We start from the raw sequence: 19,822 nt of genomic DNA, 5'->3' as shown, positions 1-19,822 counted from the left end.
ATGATGACTGTAGCAGAAAAATGGGTTCCTTCTGTTCGATACAGAGGTGACCATCTTCTTATATTAGATCAACAACAACTTCCCCATCACACGGTTTACTTAAATGTAACCACGATTGAACACGTATGGGACGCAATTTCTAAGCTTAAAGTTCGAGGCGCGCCAGCTATTGGGATCGCTGCTGCATTCGGACTCGCACTATGGAGTAATTCTGAAAAAGAGGTGGATCATTCCTCGTTTTTAACTAAATTGCAAAGACAAAGAGATTACTTAGCGTCTTCCCGCCCTACCGCTGTTAATTTATTTTGGGCATTAGATCGTGTTGTTGCTTCTGCTCAACAATCAACTTCAGTAGAAGAGGCGAAAAGTAGAATTGAAGCTGAATCACTTTTAATTCGAGAAGAAGATGAGAATACATGCAGAAAGATCGGTGAGTACGCTTTGTCACTTCTCCAAGACGGAGACGCTGTCATGACGATCTGTAATGCAGGTGCCATCGCGACAAGCAAATATGGAACAGCGTTAGCTCCTTTTCATCTTGCTAAAGAACAAGGCTGGAACCTTTCTGTTTACGCGAACGAAACTCGTCCTGTTTTACAAGGTTCTCGTTTAACAGCATGGGAGCTGCAAGCAAACGATATTGATGTGACCTTGATCACAGATAATATGGCAGCCCACACGCTAAAAACAAAGAACATTAAAGCGGTGATCGTTGGATGTGATCGAGTGGCAGCGAATGGCGATACAGCTAACAAAATCGGAACTTTTGGTCTTGCGCTACAAGCAAAAGCGCTTGGTATTCCCTTTTATGTCGCTTGTCCTCTTTCTACCTTAGATCTCAGTACAACAAGCGGTGATGATATTCCGATCGAAGAACGTCCGGAAGAAGAAGTCACGCATCTAAACGGTGTTCGCATTGCACCAGAAGGAATAAAAGTGTTCAATCCCGCTTTCGATGTAACTCCCGCTGAATACATCTCAGCGATCATAACTGAAAAAGGAATCGTCAATGGCAATTATAAAGAAGTACTATCCACACTTAAGGAGGAAGAAAAGCATTGAGACCTTTTAGAATCTTGGCAACCGCTTGCCTAACGTCAGCCTTGTTCTTAACAGGATGCACCAATGAGCAAGATGCTCTTTCCAATAAGACAGAAACAAAACCTGCTGCAGCAAATGAGTCACAATCAAATTCTACAGTAACTGCTTCTACGTCAAGCAAAGTTCCAAAACAGCTTCAGAAGCCTTTAAAGATCGCTTCAATTAATCAGTTCTCTATCGGTACTTTTTCTTCTCAATATATTAGTGGCGTAAAAAAGCAAGTGGAAGAGTTTGGCGGTGAGGTGCAAATCTATAACGCTGATAACGATCTTTCAAAAATGGCAGCATATGTTGAAACAGCCGTTAACCAACAAGTTGATGGAATCTTAATCGATCATGGTCGTGCAGATGCGATCGCTCCAAGTGTGAAAAAAGCAGTTGCAGCAGGAATACCAGTTGTCGCTTTTGATAGTGATATCAACATTCCAGGAGTAACAGTCATCGATCAGGATGACTATAGCCTTTCTTGGAATGCTTTACGAAGCATGGCGCAAGACTTAAATGGTAAAGGTGAGATCGTATACGTTTGGGTAGGCGGTTTTACACCGATGGAACGAAGAAACGTTATGTATGAAGCTTTTAAGAAACGTTATCCTTCTATTAAAGAAATCGCTCGATTCGGTACAGCTACACAAAATACTGCACTTGATACACAGTCACAAATGGAAGCTTTACTACAGAAATATCCGAAAAAAGGTGATATTGACGCTGTATTCGCTCCTTGGGACGAATTTGCTAAAGGCGTAACGCGTGCGATCCAACAAGCTGGACGTGACGAGATTAAAGTATATGGAATCGACTTAAGTGACGAAGATCTGCAACTGATGCAAGAAAGTGATAGTCCGTGGGTGTCAACCGCTGCAACTGATCCTGCTGATGTAGGGAAATTGCAAGTGCGTTTTCTTTACCAAAAAGTAGCCGGTGAAGAAACACCACAAATTTATAGTGTTCAACCTCACCTTGTAGAAAAAGAGGATCTGCCTAAATCCAAAGTCTCTATGGATGAGATCGGTAAGTACGTAGAAGGCTGGGGCAAATCAGATGCCGGAACATCTCCTTGGATGGAAAACTTACGTAAGGATAACCAACAATGACGATACTCTCATTAACTTCTATACAAAAATCGTTTGGTGAACAGATTGTATTAAAAGGAGTGGACTTTACCGTAAAAAGCGGTGAGGTCCATGCTCTTTTAGGAGCAAATGGTGCTGGTAAAAGTACACTCATGAAAATACTGTCTGGTGATTATGAACGTGATGGCGGTGTTATCACATTGAATGAAAAAGAGCTGATACTTAAAACACCAGCTCATGCAAAAGAGGCTGGCATTGAGATGGTCGTTCAAGAAGTGGATACCGCTCTCGTTTCCTCATTAAGTATCGCTGAGAACGTTACAATGAATACGTTTATCTCAGGACCTGCTTTTTTTTCTTGGAAAAAAAGATATAAAGTAGCCCAAGAGCTTTTGAACAGAGTTGGTCTACATCTTGACCCTGCCCTTCCTCTTTCTCATTGCTCTTTAGCTGAAAAACAGTTGGTTCTTATTGCAAAAGCCATTTCTCGGAATATATCTTTTATTATTCTTGATGAACCTACAGCCGCACTTAGTACGAAAGAAGCTCAGCATCTTTTCTCTGTACTTCGTGAACTTCAAAAGCAAGGTGTTGGCATTATCTATATTTCACACCGTTTACCTGAAGTCATGGAGTTGTCGACTAGAGTAACCGTCTTAAAAGATGGGTATGTGACGCTTCAAAAAGAAACGTCTGACTGCTCTTCTGAAGAAATAGTTCGCGCGATGCTAGGCAATGAATTGGTTGAACTCTTAAACGATGAAGCAGACAGAACACTGGGCGATACACTTTTAGAAGCCAAACATTTCAGTGTTCCTGCTACCAATGAGTCTGTATCTTTTTCCGTTCGAGAAGGTGAAATTGTTGGCGTTGCCGGATTAGTAGGTGCAGGAAAGACCGAAACGGCGAGAGCATTATTTGGTGCAGATCCCTCTAGAGACTCTATTTACATGAAAGGAAAAAAAGTTAGAATCTCTAACCCTCAAAAAGCCATTTCTGCTGGTATCGGTTTTGTTCCAGAAGAACGCCGTAAAGAAGGGATACTCGTGGATTACAATGTGATTGAGAACTTAACACTACCCGTCTTAAAACAGTTTACCAAGTTTGGGTTTATCCAAAGAAAACGCGAAAAAACAGAAGCTGAGAAATGGATCAAACAGCTCGGTATCAAGACACAAAAATCGTCTCTTCTTCTGAACCATTTAAGCGGAGGTAATCAGCAAAAAGCTTCGATCGGTAAATGGCTTCTTACGGACGGAGATGTATTTATTTTCGATGAGCCGACAAAAGGAATAGATGTTGGTGCTAAGCAAGATGTGTTTCAATGCATCAAAAACTTAGCTGCAAACAAAAAAGGAATTCTCTATTTCACGAGTGAGATACAAGAACTACTCGCTTTTTGTGACCGGATCCTCATTATGTACGATGGTAAAATTGCTGGAGAATTAAACAAACACGAAGCTACCACTGAAAAAATTATGCACTATGCAACTGGAGGTCATTATGGCACAGTACGTTCATAAAGAACATGTTGAGAACGACATAAACACTACTAAACTCTCACTTCAAGAAAAGGTCTTTCCTTTTCTTTACCGATACGGCACGCTTCTTGTCATATTATTAACCGTAATAGGCTTTAGTCTAGCAAACGACAAGTTCTTAAGCTATCAAAACTTTACGGATATTTTACGCTCTGTTTCCATTATTACATTGCTTGCGATCGGTGTAACCATCTCTTTAATCGTTGGTGGCTTTGACCTTTCTGTCGGATCAACGGCAAGCCTTGCGACCGTTACGAGTGCTGCAGCTCTTGTTCTGTATCGCCAAGAAACGATTATCGCCATTCTCATTCCCATTGCTATTGGTTTATTAGTAGGACTATTAAACTCGTTCTTCGTTGTAAAAGTAAGACTTCCAGATCTGCTCGCAACTCTTGCAGTTATGTATATAATCAATGGATTGCACCTTACCTTCACAAAAGGATTTTCGATCTACAACAACATGCCTTTGTCAGAAGGTGGAACAGCACCTGGGGTTTTCCTTCCTTCTTTCTTATTTATCGGTCAAGGTGAAATATGGTCGGTTCCAGTTCCCGTCATTATCATGCTGATCGCCGTTATTGTTGTTCATATCATTCTACAGCAGACTAGGTTTGGAAGATTATTGTATATTACAGGTGGAAATGAAGAAGCAGCTCGTCTATCTGGTGTCCCTGTTCAGCGTTACAAGATGTATGCTTATCTTTTATCTGCATTCTTTGCCACTCTTGCTGGTATTCTATTAGCGGCACGAATCGGAACCGGCCAAGTTTCTGCTGGTGCTCCTTTGTTAATGGATGGTGTTGCAGCTGCATTTATTGGTTTTTCCGTATTTGGTGCAGGGAAACCGAATGTGATCGGTACTTTTGTTGGTGCTGTTTTGATCGGTATACTTCTTAATGGTTTAACGATGTTAAACGTTCCGTACTACGCACAAGATATCGTAAAAGGTTCTATACTGATTGGTGCCCTAGCATTTATGTATTATGAAAAGAAAAAATAGCACGAACAAAAACAGCACTTCCTTTACGGAGTTGTGCTGTTTTTTTCTGCCCGAAACTTCTTTAAGAACTCACTCGCTTCATAAGCAGGCATAGGCTTACTGATTATATAGCCTTGTGCAGTATGACAGCCATATTCTTGAAGTAATTTCATCTGTTCATATGTTTCTACACCTTCTGCCACCGTAGAAAGAGAAAGACCTTCACACATCATGATGATCGCTTTTATGATTGCTGCATCACTCGTATTAAAAAAGTCATCACTCAGATGTCTGATAAAGCTTTGATCAATTTTTAAATAATCGACCGGAAAATCTTTTAAATAACTAAGAGAACTGTAACCTGTACCAAAGTCGTCGATCGATAAACGAACACCTAGCTCTCTTAATTCTTGCATGATGCTTATGCTGTATTGGACGTTTTGTATCATCGTACTCTCTGTTAATTCTAGGTGTAAATATTCAGCGGATATTCCTGCCGTTTCTATCGCTTCTTTTACTTCATATACAAATGACAACCTTTGAAACTGTCTGCCTGAAACATTTACAGAGATAGAAAGATGAGGCGCGCCATCATCATGCCATCTTTTTAGCTGCTTACAAGACTCGAATAGAACAAACCGACCGATCTCATCAATAAGTCCGATCTCTTCAGCTAAAGGTATGAACTGCATCGGAGATACCAAGCCCAAGTCAGGATGATTCCACCTAACAAGCGCCTCAAATCCGAGGACCATTTCCGTTTTCAAACAAAATTGAGGTTGAAAATAAGGTTCAAGCTCACCCTTTTGAACCGCCTTACGCAAAAAGCCTTCTAGCTTTAGCCTTTCAAGTGTGAATGCGTTCATATCCCCCGTAAAGAATTCACGTTTCCCACGGCCCTTTTCTTTTGCTTTATGCAGAGCCGTGTCAGCATTCTTTATAAGAACATCAGCACTCGTACTGTCATTTGGATAGATACTGACACCGATTGAAGTACTAACCGTATACTCTTGTCCATCAAGATAGATCGGTAATTGAAGTGCTTCTTCAATCCGATCTGCTGTATCGATCACGTCTGCTGGCTTTTCAATCGTCAAGATTAACGTAAATAAGTCCCCCGCGAACCGGCATAGCAAATCTTGACTATGGATTACTTGTCTAAGCTGATTGCTTACATGCCTTAACACAACGTCTCCGATATGATGACCTAAACTCTCATTTATAATCTTAAAATGATCAATATCCACAAACATCACAGCTAATAAGTGGTTTGCAGGATCACTTTCAGAAACGAGTTCTCTCAGCCTTTTTTCAAATAAACTTCTGTTCGGTAAACCGGTTAACGAATCGTGGAACGCTAGCTGTTCGATCTCTTCTTCCGCTTTTTGCTGCCAGGTAATGTTCTTTCCGATCCCATATACACCAACTACTTGATCGTTTACGACGATTGGAATGTTCGTGATGCTGCTTAAAATGTGTCCGCCATCTTTTTTCTTGATACTCGCTATAAAATTTTGCGGTTTATCATGTACGGCGAGCCTGAAGTGTTCAACAACCCGTTTATGATCTTCATCGCACACAAATTGCAGAGCGTGGGTTGAGAGTAACTCTTCTTCTGAATATGCTAAAGACTGAACGAGCGCATGGTTCACACTCGTTATATAACCTTGTAGATCCATAGAATAGATCATATCAGGATTATGATCGAACAACGATTTATAACGTTGTTCAGATTCAATTAGATTATCATTAAGCTCTTCCATCTCTTTCGTATTCATCTTGATTAAATGAGATAGCGCTAAATATTCATCCATCTCTTTCATTCTTACACCTCATCTGTCCAATGAACCAATTTATAAAGTGATACGTGCTATCATTTATATCGGTGTACAGGAGGCATTGTTAACAAAACAAAGATTGGTTATTTTATCCAATAAAAAAAGCCGTCCTGCAAGGGCGGCTTAAAACGCATTAACCAAGTACGGAATAACCGTAAAATAGTACTAACAATAAAGTAATCCAGAAAAACACCCAATTGAGCAGGCGGCTCTCACCACGTTTTCTTTGAACAAGGATGATTTCCATTAAACCAATGAGGACTACTCCTAAAGTTCCTTTAATAATTATCGGCCCTTGATTAACAATTCCTGGATCGGTTAAATAACCAGCCAGCATGTGACCACCTGTTGCCAGAATCGCTAAGTACAGAACGCGCAGAATCATATGCAAAATTTTTGATTTTTTTCCTGCATTTTTTTTGTATAGCATATACGTTACAAAAAACAAAATTAATGCCAGAAACCACGATGTTACATGAGCATGAATCATAAATATATCCTCCTATGTATAATTCTCCATATTACTATACCATGAACTGCTATGAACTAGGCAATCAAAAGAGTTCCCTCTGTAAAGTAAGCACTTTCATTGCTATAATAGCAATGTGAGAAATCTTGCAGAATAGAGGTGTTTCCTTTGAAACAGACAGAAACGAGAAATACGGAAACTGTAATTTCTAAAACGGAACAATATGGTGCACAAAACTATCATCCGCTTCCTATCGTTATCTCGGTAGCTGAAGGTGTATGGGTAACAGATCCGGAAGGTAACCGCTACATGGACATGCTTAGTGCATATTCTGCGGTAAACCAAGGACACCGCCACCCTAAGATCATCCAAGCACTTAAAGACCAAGCAGACAAAGTTACATTAACATCACGCGCATTTCATAACGATCAGCTTGGTGACTTTTATGAAAAAGTATCAAGCCTAACAAAAAAAGATATGGTGTTACCGATGAACACCGGTGCAGAAGCTGTTGAAACAGCTATTAAGGCTGTACGCCGCTGGGCATATGATGTTAAAGGTGTTACGGATAATCAAGCAGAGATCATCGTATGTGAAGGAAACTTCCATGGACGCACGATGACTGCCGTTTCGATGTCATCTGATCCTGATTACCAACGTGGGTTCGGTCCTATGCTACCAGGAATCAAAGTGATTCCTTACGGTGACTTAGACGCCCTGAAAGCAGCTATTACACCTAATACCGCTGCATTCATTCTAGAGCCAATCCAAGGTGAAGCAGGAATCGTTATTCCACGTGAAGGTTTCTTGAAAGAAGCGCTTGACGTTTGTAAGTCTGAAAATGTACTCTTTGTTGCAGACGAGATTCAATCTGGACTTGGCCGTTCTGGCAAAATGTTTGCTTGTGACTGGGAAGAGATCGAGCCAGACATGTACATCTTAGGAAAAGCACTTGGCGGCGGCGTAATGCCAATCTCTTGTGTAGCAGCAAACCGTGAAGTACTTGGCGTGTTCAATCCTGGATCACACGGATCAACTTTTGGAGGAAACCCGCTTTCTTGTGCGGTATCAGTCGCTTCTGTAGACGTGCTTGTAGAAGAAAACTTAGTTGAGCGTTCGCTTAAATTGGGTGAATATTTCTTAGGCGAGTTAAAGAAGATTGATAATCCAGTGATCAAAGAAGTTCGCGGTAAAGGCCTGTTCATTGGTGTTGAACTGAACGAACCAGCTCGTCCATATTGTGAGCGCTTAAAAGAGCAAGGCTTGTTATGTAAAGAAACACACGAAAACGTTATTCGTTTCGCACCGCCATTAATCATTTCTGATGAAGATCTAGATTGGGCGATCGAACGCATTAAAAACGTACTTTCTGTTTAATTTAATTTATTGAGAGCTGACTCTTTTTGGAGTCAGCTTTTTTTAGGGCTACAATTGAGCTCAATTTCATATACGGACTAGGGTATTAATCCGCTTTTTAATAGATGAATCCACAACTTTTATGGATCAATCCAAAAGTTTTAGCGGTTTATCCAGAAGTTTTAGCTCTCAATCCAAAAGTTTTCACTGTTTATCCACGAGTCTGCAAATATCGACATCTGTACTGGAACTGATACCCCTCACTTAACTCAAAAAAAGAAGCAGCCATGAGCTGCTTCTTCCCTTTATAGTGCTTTCACCATACCGCCATCGATCAGCAGTGACTGCCCTGTTATATACGTGTTTGCATCTGAGCACAGGAATACGACCATCTTAGCAAATTCCGCAGGTTTACCGTATCTTCCAAGTGGAATTCCGCTTTCCATGGAAGTTCTAACGTCTTCAGCAGAAACTCCTTTTTTATCAGCCATCATCTGATCTAATTCACCTACTCGATCTGTTCCGATGCGTCCAGGTCCGATGGTATTAATCAGAATGCCATCTTTCCCTAGCTCTTGTGAAAGACTCTTTGATAATCCATTAATCGCTGTTCGAAAAGTATTTGATAAGATGAGTCCGTCGATTGGTTGTTTAAAAGACGAAGAAGCGATATTTACGATGCGTCCTCCTCCGTTTTTAATCATATTAGGCGTAACGGCTCGAACGGTACGTACAAGGCTCAGTAACGTTAACTCAAATGCTCCCTGCCAATGCTCATCCTCAAAATCATTAAAATTACCAGCAGGAGGACCACCTGCATTGTTCACAAGCACGTCCACACTGCCAAACTTCTCTACGGCAGCTGCAACGAGTTCATCGATCTCATTACGCTGTGTGATGTCACATTTTTTATAATGAACATCCGTACCTGTTTCACGCTTTATCTCTTCTGCAGTCAGAGAAAGCTGATCTGCATCTCGGCTTGTCAACATCACGTTCGCACCTTCACGGGCAAATTCCAATGCACAAGCTTTTCCGAGCCCTTTACTTGAAGCAAGGACGAGTACATTTTTTCCTTTTAATCCTAGATCCATATCACAATCACCTGGTTTCTTAGAGAGATTTTACAATACGAAACTTACGTACTTCGTTTCCAGATAAGCTTCCATACCTTCTACGCCACCTTCACGTCCAAGACCGCTCTCTTTCATACCTCCGAACGGTGCTTGTGCAGCGGAAGGAACACCATCGTTCCAGCCGATGATTCCATAATCTAGTCCTTCAACAACTTGAGTTCCTTTGGACATGCTTTCTGTATAAACATATGCCGCTAAACCAAACGGACTCGTGTTTGCGAGACGAATACCTTCTTCAACACTGCTGATCTTGTGAATTGGAATGACTGGACCGAACGTTTCTTCATTCATGATCAGCATATCTTGTGAAACATTCTTTAAGACTGTCGGCTCGTAATAATACCCACCGTTATCTGCTCTTCCTTTTCCGCCTGTTACACACTCTGCACCATTTGAAACAGCATTTTCCACGTGCTCGGAGATTTTTTCATATCCGTCTTTGTTGATGATCGGACCGATATCTGTACCTTCTTCTAAACCGTTTCCTACTTTTAGTTTCTTTGCTTCAGCAGCTACTCGTTCTACAAACTCTTCATAAACACTTTCTTGCACGTATACTCGATTGATACAAATACACGTTTGACCTGCGTTACGAAACTTAGAAGCTACAATTCCAGCTACTGCTTTTTTTATGTCTGCATCCTCTAGTACAACTGCTGGAGCATGACCTCCAAGTTCCATAGAAACGTTCTTTACAGTTGCGGCACTTTGCTCGATCAATTTCTTACCGATCTCTGTAGAGCCGGTAAAGGTAACTTTTCTAACTTTCTCTGAATCCATAATCGCTTTGCCGATCACAGAAGATGATCCTGTTACGAGATTGATTACGCCTTTTGGAAAGCCTGCTTGATCGGCTAATTCTACTAATTTAATCGCAGTTAATGGTGTTTCTTTTGGTGGCTTCACAATGAACGTACAGCCTGCAGCTAGCGCTGGACCGAGCTTTCTAGTGATCATTGCTGCTGGGAAGTTCCATGGCGTGATGGCCGCAACGACCCCAACAGGCTGACGTAAAACTTGCATTCTCTTGTTTTCTGCACTTGAAGGAATCGTACGGCCGTAGATCCGCTTACCCTCTTCTGCGTACCATTTGATGAAAGATGCAGCATACATCACTTCACCTATTGATTCTTTTAACGGTTTTCCCATCTCAAGCGTCATTAATTCTGCTAATTCTTCTTTTTGTTCGATCATTAAGTCATGCAGTTTCATAAGATAGTCTGCGCGTTCATAAGCTGTTAACTTAGACCAGCTCGGAAATGCTTTGTGAGCTGCATCAATTGCAGCATCTGTTTCTTCTTTTCCACAAGATGCCACAGTTCCTACCACTTCACCGTTAGCAGGGTTGTAAACCTCTATTTTTTCGAGAGAATCTCCTGTCCATGAACCGTTAATATAAAGCAGCTTTTCCATGTGAATTCCTCCTCTATGTAACTAGTTAATTCGACTTCAATCTACTATTTCATTACGAAGCGTCCCGATTCCTTCAATTGTAATCTCAATAGAATCTCCAGGCTTTAAAAAAACAGGCGGCTTCATTCCTTTACCTACTCCAGCAGGGGTACCTGTCGCGATAATATCTCCCGCTTCAAGCGTCATGCCTTTTGAAAGCTCTGTGATCATCGTCGGTATATCAAAGATAAAATCAGATGTGTTTCCGTTCTGCCTTACTTCTCCGTTTACTTTTGTAACGATCGATAGGTTTTCCGGGTTTGGTACATCAGAATGATGAACGATCCATGGACCCATCGGGCAAGTTCCATTCAAACTTTTCCCGAGCAAAAATTGCTTATGCTTCTTCTGAAGATCCCGTGCTGTAATATCGTTGATGATGGTATAGCCGAAAATGTGATCCATCGCGTTCTCTTTCTTTATACCTGTACCCGTTTTGCCGATAATTATGGCAAGTTCACCTTCATAGTCAAGCTGATTGGTTATAGACGAGTGATTTGGAATACCATCTCCATGACCGATCACAGATGTAGGAGCTTTTGAAAATACCATGATATCTTCAGGAATGTCTGCTTCGCTTCCCATCTCTATCGCATGATCGCGATAATTTTTCCCGATACAGAATACATTTTTCCTTGGACGCGGGATAGGTGATTTTAACTGGACTTCATTTAACTCATATGTATGGTTCTGTGCAGAATCAGAATGAATCAAAGTCTCGACTTGCTCAAAAACTGATTCTCCAAGTGAAATAGCTTCAATTAATGTTGATGGAAACTTCACATCACTGCTCTTAGCAAGTGCTGTTAAATTGAATACCTTTTCTTCTTTTACGATGCCTATAAACGTCTTTTCATTCCTAACAGCTGTAACCCATTTCACAATAACGAATTCCTCCTTTTTAACAAACGCTTACAAAGTAATTATTACTACTATATAGGTTCTGACTTTGTACCGTAAAGAAATTTGCTGTATGAAAACACAATACTCATTTTTGATTCTTTTTAAAATATGGTAAAATAGTTTGTCATCTAAAACGCCCAATTGAATGGGTAACAGTAATGAGGTTATCAAATTATGAAAACTGTACTAAGTACGTTAAATGCTAAATATATACACACGTGTCTTGCGCTGCGCTATTTAAAGGCCTATAGCGAGCCTGATTTCCCTGTGACGATTCGAGAGTTCACGATCAAGGATCCTTCTCTTAATATCGTGACTGATCTTTACAGCCAAGAGCCTGATGTTCTCGGATTCAGCTGCTATATTTGGAACATTGAAGAGACGATAAAAGTAATTCAGATGTTTAAAAAGATCAAGCCAGAAACGAAAATCGTTTTAGGTGGACCTGAAGTATCTTACGATGTGGCGCATTGGCTCGAGAGCATTCCAGAAGTGGATTTTATCGTTGTTAATGAAGGGGAGGAAACATTTAAGCATTTGTTGACTCAAATTCAGAACGGTGCTGGATTTGATTCCGTAGCTGGCCTTGCTTATCGAAAAGACGGAAAGCCAAAGATTAATGGTCCGCGTGAAAAACTGGACTTAAAGGCCGTACCATCACCTTTCCGCTTCGAAGAAGATATCCAGTCACTATCAAAAAGGATCACTTATTTTGAAACAAGCCGCGGCTGTCCCTATTCATGTGCGTTTTGCTTGTCTTCGATTGAAGTTGGTGTTCGATATTTTGATCCAAAACTCGTTAAAGACGATCTGATCTTCTTAATGGACAACGGTGCAAAGATTATTAAGTTTGTAGACAGAACGTTTAACATTCGCAGAGACTATGCACTCGATATGTTCTCATTCTTAATAGAAAACAGAAGACCAGGAGTTGTTTTTCAGTTTGAGATCACAGCAGATATCATGAGACCCGAAGTCATCGATTATTTAAATGAACATGCTCCAAAAGGTTTGTTCCGTTTTGAAATCGGTGTTCAGTCAACAAACGACGCTGTAAACGAATTGGTACAACGCAGACAGAATTTTGAAAAGCTGACTCGTACCGTAACAACTGTCCGCGATGGCGGGAAGATCGTTCAGCATCTAGATTTAATCGCTGGTTTGCCTGAGGAAGATTACAACTCGTTCAGAAAGACATTTAACGATGTATTCGCTTTTGGCATCGAAGAAGTTCAGTTAGGTTTCTTAAAGATGTTAAGAGGTACAGGACTACGATTAACAGCCGAACAACATGATTATGTATATATGGATCATTCTCCATATGAGATCTTAGGAAACAACGTTTTAACGTTTGATGAGATTATCCGTATCAAACAAGTTGAAGACGTATTAGAAAAATATTGGAACGACCATCGAATGGATCATACCGTTAAATACCTGATACACCATGTATTCCAATCGCCTTTTGATTTCTTCCAAGAATTCGGGACTTATTGGGAAACGCGCGGTTGGTCAAGAATCGGCCATCAATTAGAAGACTTATACACGCGCTTGATCGCATTCTTAACGGAAGCTGCACCACATGCACTTCCTGTTGCTGAAAGCCTGATGAAGCTTGATTATTTAGAAAGACAACAGTTCAAACCTCGTAAACCATGGTGGGAGAACACACAGAACAAAGAAGAAACATCTAGAGTGCTTTCGCTGCTCGCTCAATACCCGGAAATGATCGATGGCTTTCCAGCTCTTTCTGAAAAAGATATGCATAAACACGCTTTTGTCACAGAAACAGCGATTGATCCATTATCAGATCAACTAGTGCCACAAGGGGAGAAAAATTTCTTACTTATTGCGTTGTTTGATCCTAAGCAACAATCAACAAAAGTGTTCACAACATCTAAAAAGTCATTGCTAACAAAAAATTCGTAAATTGTGAAAGCGGGGATCTCCGTTACAGGGTACATGCTTTCCGCGGGGCGGGCGGTGAGCCCCCTGTCGCTACACGCCTTTAGTGGTCTCACCTGTCCCACTTGTCCCGCAGGAGTCAGTACCCTTCCACTCCAATCCCTAAAAGTTAGCACGAAAAAGATTAAAGACACGAACTAAAAAAAGCTAAGTAAAAAAACAAGGGTTTCGCAAGTAATAGACTTGCGAAACCCTTTTTCTTCTTATAAAACGTAACACTAGTGTAATCCCACTTGTTTTTTATTGGTAAAAATTTAAGATCTAAATAGCAATTACTTCTTTAAGACCGGCTGCCCTGAAACAAAAACAGGCGAAGGATTAAGTACGACAACCTGACCCTTTTTAAGTCCTTTGGTAATCTGAACAGTACCCTTTTGCTCAAGACCGGCTGAAACCTTCAGCTTATACAATTTGTTTTTCATAATCGTTAACACATACGTTTTCCCATCATCTTTTAAGATTGCTTGTTTTGGCACAGTAATCGCTTCTTCTGCAAGTTTTTCTGTTACGATGATCTGAGCAGTTTGTCCTTCAACCCAAGCCGCTTCATCCTCTACGAGAACGGTTAACTTAAAATTATTCTGATCAGCTGGTAATACAGTTTGAACAGTACCCTTCATCATCTTTTCACCGTTGGACTTGATTAGAACTGAGTCTCCTGTCTTCACGAGAGAAGCCATTTTCTGATCGATGTCAGCAACAAGTTCAAAGTTTCCTTGCCCTACAATGGATAGAAGTGGTTCATCATCGCCTACACCATTTAATTCTGAAACTACACCGTCAGCCGGACTTTTTACACTAAGATCATCAAGCTGTTTTTCTAGATCTGATATTTCATCTGATAAGACGGAACTTTCGTTTTCAGCTAACTCATTTTGTAACTCAGCTTCTGCTAATTTTTCTTGAAGAAGTACTTTAGCATCTTTGCTGTCTTTTTCTTCATCAAAATCCGAGAGTTCACTTTTCCATTCACTTATTTGTCCAGAATAATGGCTGCTTCGAACATCTGCTGCTTCTTGGTCTCGTTTCAAGTTGCGAAGTTCTTTTTCAATCTCTGCATTTTCATATGTAATTAAAGTTTGACCAGATGTAACGGTCTCCCCCTTCGATACCATTATTTCTTTAATCGAGCCTAGTGATGCATTTTCAAAAATCTCAAATGTGTTCTTTGACTGAGCAACACCTGTTGTTTCGTGTTTTTTTGTAAAATCTTTCTGTGTAGATAGACCCATTTCAACTCTAGGTGCTTCAACTGCGGCTGATTCCTTTTTATCGAAAATCACGATGTTCATCACGACAAGGAGGATGACTATAATAGCTGCAGCAACCCATTTTAGTTTATTCATAAGCTTGTCTCCTCCTTAAACCAGCTGTCCACTAGTTAATGCAGCGTATAGTGAAGATAATAAAATGAAAACAACAAAAAATCCTAGTGTAACAATCAGGCAGTAATTCTTTTCTTTAAACGATAATTGTCGAAGTGCAAAATACAAAACAACAGAACCCCAGATTGTAAAGATATTGATGGCGTTTAAACATTCTTGCCAAAATCCATGCTTAAAGAATAGTACACCAGCAAAACCGAACCCTAAAGGCTGAACTACTTCTTCAGCACCTGTTACAAACTGGATCGGTAGTTCGAATAGCAGCCCGAGAATAAATAAAAGATATACCGCTGTCATTACATAAAAAAGTGCTTTATATCCGATGTCCCGAAAAAAAACATACAAAAATAATGCTCCTGAATTTATTACTATGAATGGTACGATCAATCCCCAAGCACCACCTACTAAAGCGATAAGGTATCGCAAGAGCTCAAGTTCCGCTCCACTTAGTTTAGCTGTTTCTACAAAAGAAATAGTTTTGAACGATGGAAACGCTGCAAAAAAAGAAAGTGCATGCAGCAACCCGCTAGCAACTAATATAGCAAAAAAACGGATCCAAAAACCCTCTTTATCTTTCCATTCATTATAAAACGCAAAATATGTATTCGGCTTAGTTAAAGCAGGAATAAATTGTGCCCTTCCTGTCATGGTGCCGCCCCCTTCTCTCTTTATCTCTGTCTATGTTATCACAATTTTTTACTCATAATGACAATTTCTGACTCATTTTTGAAAAATAGTACCTTATCCGCATAAATAAATTAGGGTAGCAAAAACTAAACCAAATTATTGCGAATCGGGATGATGTTCATCATGACTTTCTTTAAAAAACCAAAAAAATTACTAGAACAAAAAAGTACAGAAAAACACCAAGAGCCTAATCCATCCGCTAGAACAAATTCATCTCAAAATTCACAGTTTGAACAGGAGAAAAGCAACAATCAAAATAAGACAATAAATCAACTGTTAGCTGAAATTGAGGAGAGTTTTTCTTCATCACAAGATTTGCAGACGCATTGGATTGAAATGCCCTCTGATAAGAGTGACGTTGCTTTAATATTTTTAGATTCTATCATCGATAAACAAAAAATTCAGGATTTGATTCTTAATCCTTTGTTTGAATTGGACAAAGATATTGATCTTAGCACATTTGAAAAAGTAATAAATATTGATTTTAGGAAACAAACAGACTTTACAAATATAGAAGAGTTACTTTTACAATCTTATACGATTATATTTACAAAGGATACGACCTGTTATTATTCAGTATTCACACCGATTAAAACAGAACGAGACATTTCCGAACCAGATAACGAGGCTGTTATTCGCGGTTCTCACGAAGGTTTTATAGAGAGTATGTCTACGAACATCGCTCTTATTAGGAAACGGCTGAAGAGTCAAAAGTTGGTTGTTAAATACTTAAAAGTTGGTAAAGAGACACATACGAATGTAGCCATGCTTTATATGTCGGATATCGCCAATCCAGAACTACTTCATGAGATGGAAAGAAGAATCAATTCAATAGAAGCTGACGCTGTTATGACTCCTGGAAATATTGAGGAGAGCATAGAAGATAAAACATTTAGTCTGTTTCCACAAACCTTAAGTACAGAGCGGCCTGACCGTGTTGCTGCAAACCTTATGGAAGGAAGAATAGCATTATTGTATGACAGTTCACCAACTGTAAACATTGCTCCCGTGAACTTTTTTGTCTTTTATCAAACACCAGATGATTATAATAAACGCTGGATGTTAGGAAGCTTTTATAGACTGATCCGATTGTTTAGCTTTTACATTGCCATAGGACTCCCGGCTTTTTATATTGCCGTCGTTTCCTTCCATTTTGAAGTCATCCCATCTGCGTTAGTATTGTTGATGAAGAGTTCACTAGAGAATATACCTTACCCACCATTATTTGAAGCGTTAGTGATGGAGCTGACGATTGAATTAATCCGTGAAGCAGCAATCCGTCTGCCTACAAGAATTGGTTCTACCATTGCCATTGTTGGTGGTTTAGTTATTGGAGATTCGGTAGTTAAAGCCGGGCTGATCTCGAACCTAATGATTATCGTTGTGGCTACAACGGCAATCGCTGCCTATACCGTACCTTCAAACGAGATGAGCTTAGCTGTTCGTTTACTACGTTTTCCTTTCATGGTAGCTGCTGCAACTTTCGGGTTTCTAGGTATTATTTTTGGTTTGATCATTATGTTCTTTCATCTATGTCGTCTCTATTCTTTTGGAACACCGTATTTCGCACCACTTGCGCCTTTTAGAATGGGAGACTTAAAGGATACAATCATTCGTTTACCCTTTTTCAAAATGAACTCCCGACCTGAAGATATTAGGCCGTTAAAGAAAGACGAAGATAATCACACTAGAAAGTGGGAAAAACAATGAATAGCAGCCATACAATTACTCATAGACAGCTGTTCTTTGTTCTCATACAATCCCAGATCGGAGTCGGAGTCCTTTCACTACCATACACGTTGTTTGCTAAAGCAAAAACAGATGGATGGATTTCTCTACTGTTAGCAGGTATCTTTATACAGTTTTCCATCCTTGCGATTTGGAAGCTCTGCGAGATGTATCCAAAACAGACAATCTTTGATTTTATGCCTAAGATCTTAGGCACTAAACTCGGTTTACTATTAAATATTCTTTTTATCGTTCATCTGTTCTCAGTATGTATCGTAATTTTAATTCTCTATAATAACATTGTATCAAAATGGATATTTTTTCAGACGCCGCGATTCATAGTCATCATTATCCTAGCTCTTACTTGTGTTTATTGTATTACATGTACAGCAAGAGAAATTGCGAGATTTTTAATGCTCTGTTCACCATTGTTACTCATCTTATTTTTCTTTGTTGGTTACGCGTATACAGATGTACATCTTCTTTACGCTTTTCCAGTAGGGGCAACTGGTATTAAAACCATTATCTCTACTTCTACTGATGCGTTGATCGCCTTACTTGGCTTTGATACCGCTTTAGTCTTTTTAGCTTATACGGAAGGAAAGTCTACTAGTAAGCTAAAAGCGATGTCGTATACCTCACTATGTGTTACACTTTTTTATTGCTTTGTAACATTTACAACTTATATATTCTTTAACCCTGCAGAGATTGTTATCGTACCGGAACCAGTCCTTTATATGTTAAAAGCGTTCTCTTTTAAATTCTTGGAACGTACTGACTTAATCTTTTTAACGATATGGATCGTTTCTGTTACAACGTCTTTGATCAGTTATCTATTCTTTACGGCAAAAGGTGTTCAGACCTTATTTAAGCTTCACCATCACAAATCTGCCGCACCATATGTAGGAATCATATGTGCTTTAATAGCATCAATACCAGGAAGTAAGTTAGATGTCCAAATGTGGTCCAAGACAATCGGAATGACGGCAATGATCTTTTCAGCTCTACTCCCAATATTATTATTGTTCATTGCCATTATCCGGAAAAGAAAAGAAAAAGGAGCTGCTTCAACATGATACTTAAAAAATTACTCCTTTTCTTTTCTTGCCTAGTATTGTTATCAGGTTGCTGGGATCAAGCACAGCTTAACGAATCGAAGCTGATCCGAGCTGCAGGTTTTGATTATACGAAGGATGGTAAGATCAAGACAACCGCTGCTGTACCGCAGGCAATGAGTGCTGACACTGGGACCGGGAAAGTATTTAATGAGATATTTTCCGCTAAGGGAAATACGGCAAGACAAAGTCGAATACGTTTAGATAGAAAGGTTTCCGAAAGAGTGGAAGCTTCTAAGAACCTAATTGTCGTGTTCGGAGAAGAGGCAGCAAAGAAGGACATTTATCACATTTTAGATGTCTTCTATCGAGATCCAAAGTCAGCTCTTAATGCTCGGATAGCAGTAGCGAAAGGCAAGGCATCAGATGTGATCAGTGCAAGGTTTGAAGAAACAAAATCCTCCATAGGAATTGGTAAGTATCTGAGTGAATCAATTCGTGCTGCAGAAGGTGCTTCAACAGTGCCAGCGGAAAACATTCAGACCGTATGTCCAGTAATGTTTGATCCTGGTCAGGATTTTGCTTTACCTTATCTTGTTCCCAAAAAGAATGCCGTTTCAGTAAATGGAATCGCAATTTTTCATGGTTATGAGATGGTAGGTAAGATGCATGGTGCTGAGGCGGTATTGTTTACGTTGCTTACCGGAAAACAGAAGACGATCTCTATGTCTTTGACAAAAAAGATTTCCGATAAACATAAGGACAAAATTCTGAACTACGCTTCGATAAAAGTGAAGAGAAATAAACGAACCTTCAATGTAAATGTTTCACCTGATGATAAGATATCTGCTCATATTAAACTCAATATGAAAGTAGTTATTACAGAGTACCCTGGAGATAACCTTACTTCAAAAAAGAAAATACAAAATATCGAAAACGCGTTGACCAAATCACTAACAAAAGATGCTAACATCATTATTAAAAAACTACAAGACATGAACAGCGATACATTCGGCGTTGGCAGAAAGCTAATTGCATTTCACAACCCAACATGGAAAAAATTAGATTGGAACAAAGAGTATCCAAACATCGATTATACCGCTTCAGTTAAGGTAAAAGTCATCGGTCATGGAATTATCGAATAATAAAAGGAT

16 protein-coding genes are annotated in these 19,822 nt (G+C 39.7%); 9 read left to right on the top strand and 7 right to left on the bottom strand.

The window, feature by feature from the left end:
• Positions 1-3: 3 nt before the first annotated feature.
• Genes mtnA through IHV10_RS04325 form a run of 4 tightly spaced genes read left to right on the top strand, consistent with a single transcriptional unit; the run spans position 4 to position 4,715 of the window.
• A complete protein-coding gene (gene mtnA / locus IHV10_RS04340) occupies positions 4-1,062 on the top strand; it encodes an S-methyl-5-thioribose-1-phosphate isomerase (protein ID WP_370629655.1) in 1,059 nt (352 codons plus the stop codon).
• Complete coding sequence (locus IHV10_RS04335; protein WP_197127483.1) at positions 1,059-2,195, top strand: sugar ABC transporter substrate-binding protein; 1,137 nt, start codon at positions 1,059-1,061, stop codon at positions 2,193-2,195. The genes mtnA and IHV10_RS04335 overlap by 4 nt, the downstream gene beginning before the upstream one ends.
• Complete coding sequence (locus IHV10_RS04330) at positions 2,192-3,697, top strand: sugar ABC transporter ATP-binding protein (protein ID WP_197127482.1); 1,506 nt, start codon at positions 2,192-2,194, stop codon at positions 3,695-3,697. Before IHV10_RS04335 ends, IHV10_RS04330 begins: the two co-directional genes overlap by 4 nt.
• On the top strand, positions 3,678-4,715 hold the full coding sequence (locus tag IHV10_RS04325; RefSeq protein WP_197127481.1) for an ABC transporter permease: 1,038 nt from the start codon (positions 3,678-3,680) through the stop codon (positions 4,713-4,715). The genes IHV10_RS04330 and IHV10_RS04325 overlap by 20 nt, the downstream gene beginning before the upstream one ends.
• Before the next feature lie 23 nt (positions 4,716-4,738).
• On the opposite strand, the gene IHV10_RS04320 is transcribed toward IHV10_RS04325, so the two are convergent.
• The gene (locus IHV10_RS04320) at positions 4,739-6,517 is read right to left on the bottom strand and encodes a sensor domain-containing protein (protein WP_197127480.1); all 1,779 of its coding nucleotides are present in this window, start codon (positions 6,515-6,517) and stop codon (positions 4,739-4,741) included.
• 148 nt (positions 6,518-6,665) lie between these two features.
• Positions 6,666-7,022 carry a DUF1516 family protein gene (locus tag IHV10_RS04315; RefSeq protein ID WP_066392958.1) on the bottom strand — a complete coding sequence of 119 codons (357 nt, stop codon included), beginning with the start codon at positions 7,020-7,022 and terminating at the stop codon, positions 6,666-6,668.
• A 147-nt stretch (positions 7,023-7,169) separates the two neighbouring features.
• Between IHV10_RS04315 and IHV10_RS04310 the strand changes: the two genes are divergently transcribed.
• Positions 7,170-8,378, top strand: coding sequence for an ornithine--oxo-acid transaminase (locus IHV10_RS04310; protein ID WP_197127479.1), 1,209 nt, complete (start codon positions 7,170-7,172; stop codon positions 8,376-8,378).
• A 284-nt stretch (positions 8,379-8,662) separates the two neighbouring features.
• On the opposite strand, the gene IHV10_RS04305 is transcribed toward IHV10_RS04310, so the two are convergent.
• From IHV10_RS04305 to IHV10_RS04295, 3 genes are read right to left on the bottom strand one after another with little or no spacing between them, the layout of a single operon-like run.
• Positions 8,663-9,451, bottom strand: a complete 789-nt coding sequence (locus tag IHV10_RS04305) for an SDR family oxidoreductase (RefSeq protein ID WP_197127478.1) — start codon at positions 9,449-9,451, stop codon at positions 8,663-8,665.
• Between the two features lie 30 nt (positions 9,452-9,481).
• Positions 9,482-10,906 carry an NAD-dependent succinate-semialdehyde dehydrogenase gene (locus IHV10_RS04300; protein ID WP_197127477.1) on the bottom strand — a complete coding sequence of 475 codons (1,425 nt, stop codon included), beginning with the start codon at positions 10,904-10,906 and terminating at the stop codon, positions 9,482-9,484.
• Positions 10,907-10,942: 36 nt separating this feature from the next.
• The gene (locus tag IHV10_RS04295; RefSeq protein ID WP_197127476.1) at positions 10,943-11,827 is read right to left on the bottom strand and encodes a fumarylacetoacetate hydrolase family protein; all 885 of its coding nucleotides are present in this window, start codon (positions 11,825-11,827) and stop codon (positions 10,943-10,945) included.
• A gap of 195 nt (positions 11,828-12,022) precedes the next feature.
• On the opposite strand from IHV10_RS04295, the gene IHV10_RS04290 reads away from it, so the two are divergent.
• Positions 12,023-13,777 (top strand): B12-binding domain-containing radical SAM protein, encoded by a 1,755-nt coding sequence (locus IHV10_RS04290; protein WP_197127475.1) that lies wholly within the window; start codon positions 12,023-12,025, stop codon positions 13,775-13,777.
• A gap of 308 nt (positions 13,778-14,085) precedes the next feature.
• Here IHV10_RS04290 and IHV10_RS04285 read toward each other — a convergent pair whose 3' ends face one another.
• Together IHV10_RS04285 and IHV10_RS04280 are read right to left on the bottom strand one after the other, a co-directional pair.
• Positions 14,086-15,159 (bottom strand): efflux RND transporter periplasmic adaptor subunit, encoded by a 1,074-nt coding sequence (locus tag IHV10_RS04285; protein ID WP_197127474.1) that lies wholly within the window; start codon positions 15,157-15,159, stop codon positions 14,086-14,088.
• A gap of 15 nt (positions 15,160-15,174) precedes the next feature.
• On the bottom strand, positions 15,175-15,846 hold the full coding sequence (locus IHV10_RS04280; RefSeq protein WP_197127473.1) for a hypothetical protein: 672 nt from the start codon (positions 15,844-15,846) through the stop codon (positions 15,175-15,177).
• 162 nt (positions 15,847-16,008) lie between these two features.
• Here IHV10_RS04280 and IHV10_RS04275 point away from each other — a divergent pair, with 162 nt between their 5' ends.
• The 3 genes from IHV10_RS04275 to IHV10_RS04265 are packed head-to-tail and all read left to right on the top strand — an operon-like array spanning position 16,009 to position 19,813.
• Positions 16,009-17,595, top strand: coding sequence for a spore germination protein (locus IHV10_RS04275; RefSeq protein WP_197127472.1), 1,587 nt, complete (start codon positions 16,009-16,011; stop codon positions 17,593-17,595).
• Positions 17,592-18,689 carry a GerAB/ArcD/ProY family transporter gene (locus IHV10_RS04270; RefSeq protein ID WP_197127471.1) on the top strand — a complete coding sequence of 366 codons (1,098 nt, stop codon included), beginning with the start codon at positions 17,592-17,594 and terminating at the stop codon, positions 18,687-18,689. Before IHV10_RS04275 ends, IHV10_RS04270 begins: the two co-directional genes overlap by 4 nt.
• Complete coding sequence (locus IHV10_RS04265) at positions 18,686-19,813, top strand: Ger(x)C family spore germination protein (RefSeq protein ID WP_197127470.1); 1,128 nt, start codon at positions 18,686-18,688, stop codon at positions 19,811-19,813. The genes IHV10_RS04270 and IHV10_RS04265 overlap by 4 nt, the downstream gene beginning before the upstream one ends.
• Positions 19,814-19,822 lie beyond the last annotated feature (9 nt).

The organism is Fictibacillus sp. 5RED26 (assembly GCF_015903895.1).
Classification (GTDB): Bacteria; Bacillota; Bacilli; order Bacillales; family Fictibacillaceae; genus Fictibacillus; species Fictibacillus phosphorivorans.
This window is presented reverse-complemented; position numbering and strand designations above follow the sequence as displayed.

What these genes read in the sequence shown, in the direction of transcription:
- IHV10_RS04290 (WP_197127475.1), top strand. Translation starts at nt 12,023, where the DNA reads ATGAAAACTGTACTAAGTACGTTAAATGCTAAATATATACACACGTGT.
- IHV10_RS04300 (WP_197127477.1), bottom strand. Translation starts at nt 10,906, where the DNA reads ATGGAAAAGCTGCTTTATATTAACGGTTCATGGACAGGAGATTCTCTC.
- IHV10_RS04325 (WP_197127481.1), top strand. Translation starts at nt 3,678, where the DNA reads ATGGCACAGTACGTTCATAAAGAACATGTTGAGAACGACATAAACACT.
- IHV10_RS04315 (WP_066392958.1), bottom strand. Translation starts at nt 7,022, where the DNA reads ATGATTCATGCTCATGTAACATCGTGGTTTCTGGCATTAATTTTGTTT.
- IHV10_RS04330 (WP_197127482.1), top strand. Translation starts at nt 2,192, where the DNA reads ATGACGATACTCTCATTAACTTCTATACAAAAATCGTTTGGTGAACAG.
- IHV10_RS04320 (WP_197127480.1), bottom strand. Translation starts at nt 6,517, where the DNA reads ATGAAAGAGATGGATGAATATTTAGCGCTATCTCATTTAATCAAGATG.
- IHV10_RS04270 (WP_197127471.1), top strand. Translation starts at nt 17,592, where the DNA reads ATGAATAGCAGCCATACAATTACTCATAGACAGCTGTTCTTTGTTCTC.
- IHV10_RS04305 (WP_197127478.1), bottom strand. Translation starts at nt 9,451, where the DNA reads ATGGATCTAGGATTAAAAGGAAAAAATGTACTCGTCCTTGCTTCAAGT.
- IHV10_RS04285 (WP_197127474.1), bottom strand. Translation starts at nt 15,159, where the DNA reads ATGAATAAACTAAAATGGGTTGCTGCAGCTATTATAGTCATCCTCCTT.
- IHV10_RS04275 (WP_197127472.1), top strand. Translation starts at nt 16,009, where the DNA reads ATGACTTTCTTTAAAAAACCAAAAAAATTACTAGAACAAAAAAGTACA.
- IHV10_RS04265 (WP_197127470.1), top strand. Translation starts at nt 18,686, where the DNA reads ATGATACTTAAAAAATTACTCCTTTTCTTTTCTTGCCTAGTATTGTTA.
- IHV10_RS04280 (WP_197127473.1), bottom strand. Translation starts at nt 15,846, where the DNA reads ATGACAGGAAGGGCACAATTTATTCCTGCTTTAACTAAGCCGAATACA.
- mtnA (WP_370629655.1), top strand. Translation starts at nt 4, where the DNA reads ATGACTGTAGCAGAAAAATGGGTTCCTTCTGTTCGATACAGAGGTGAC.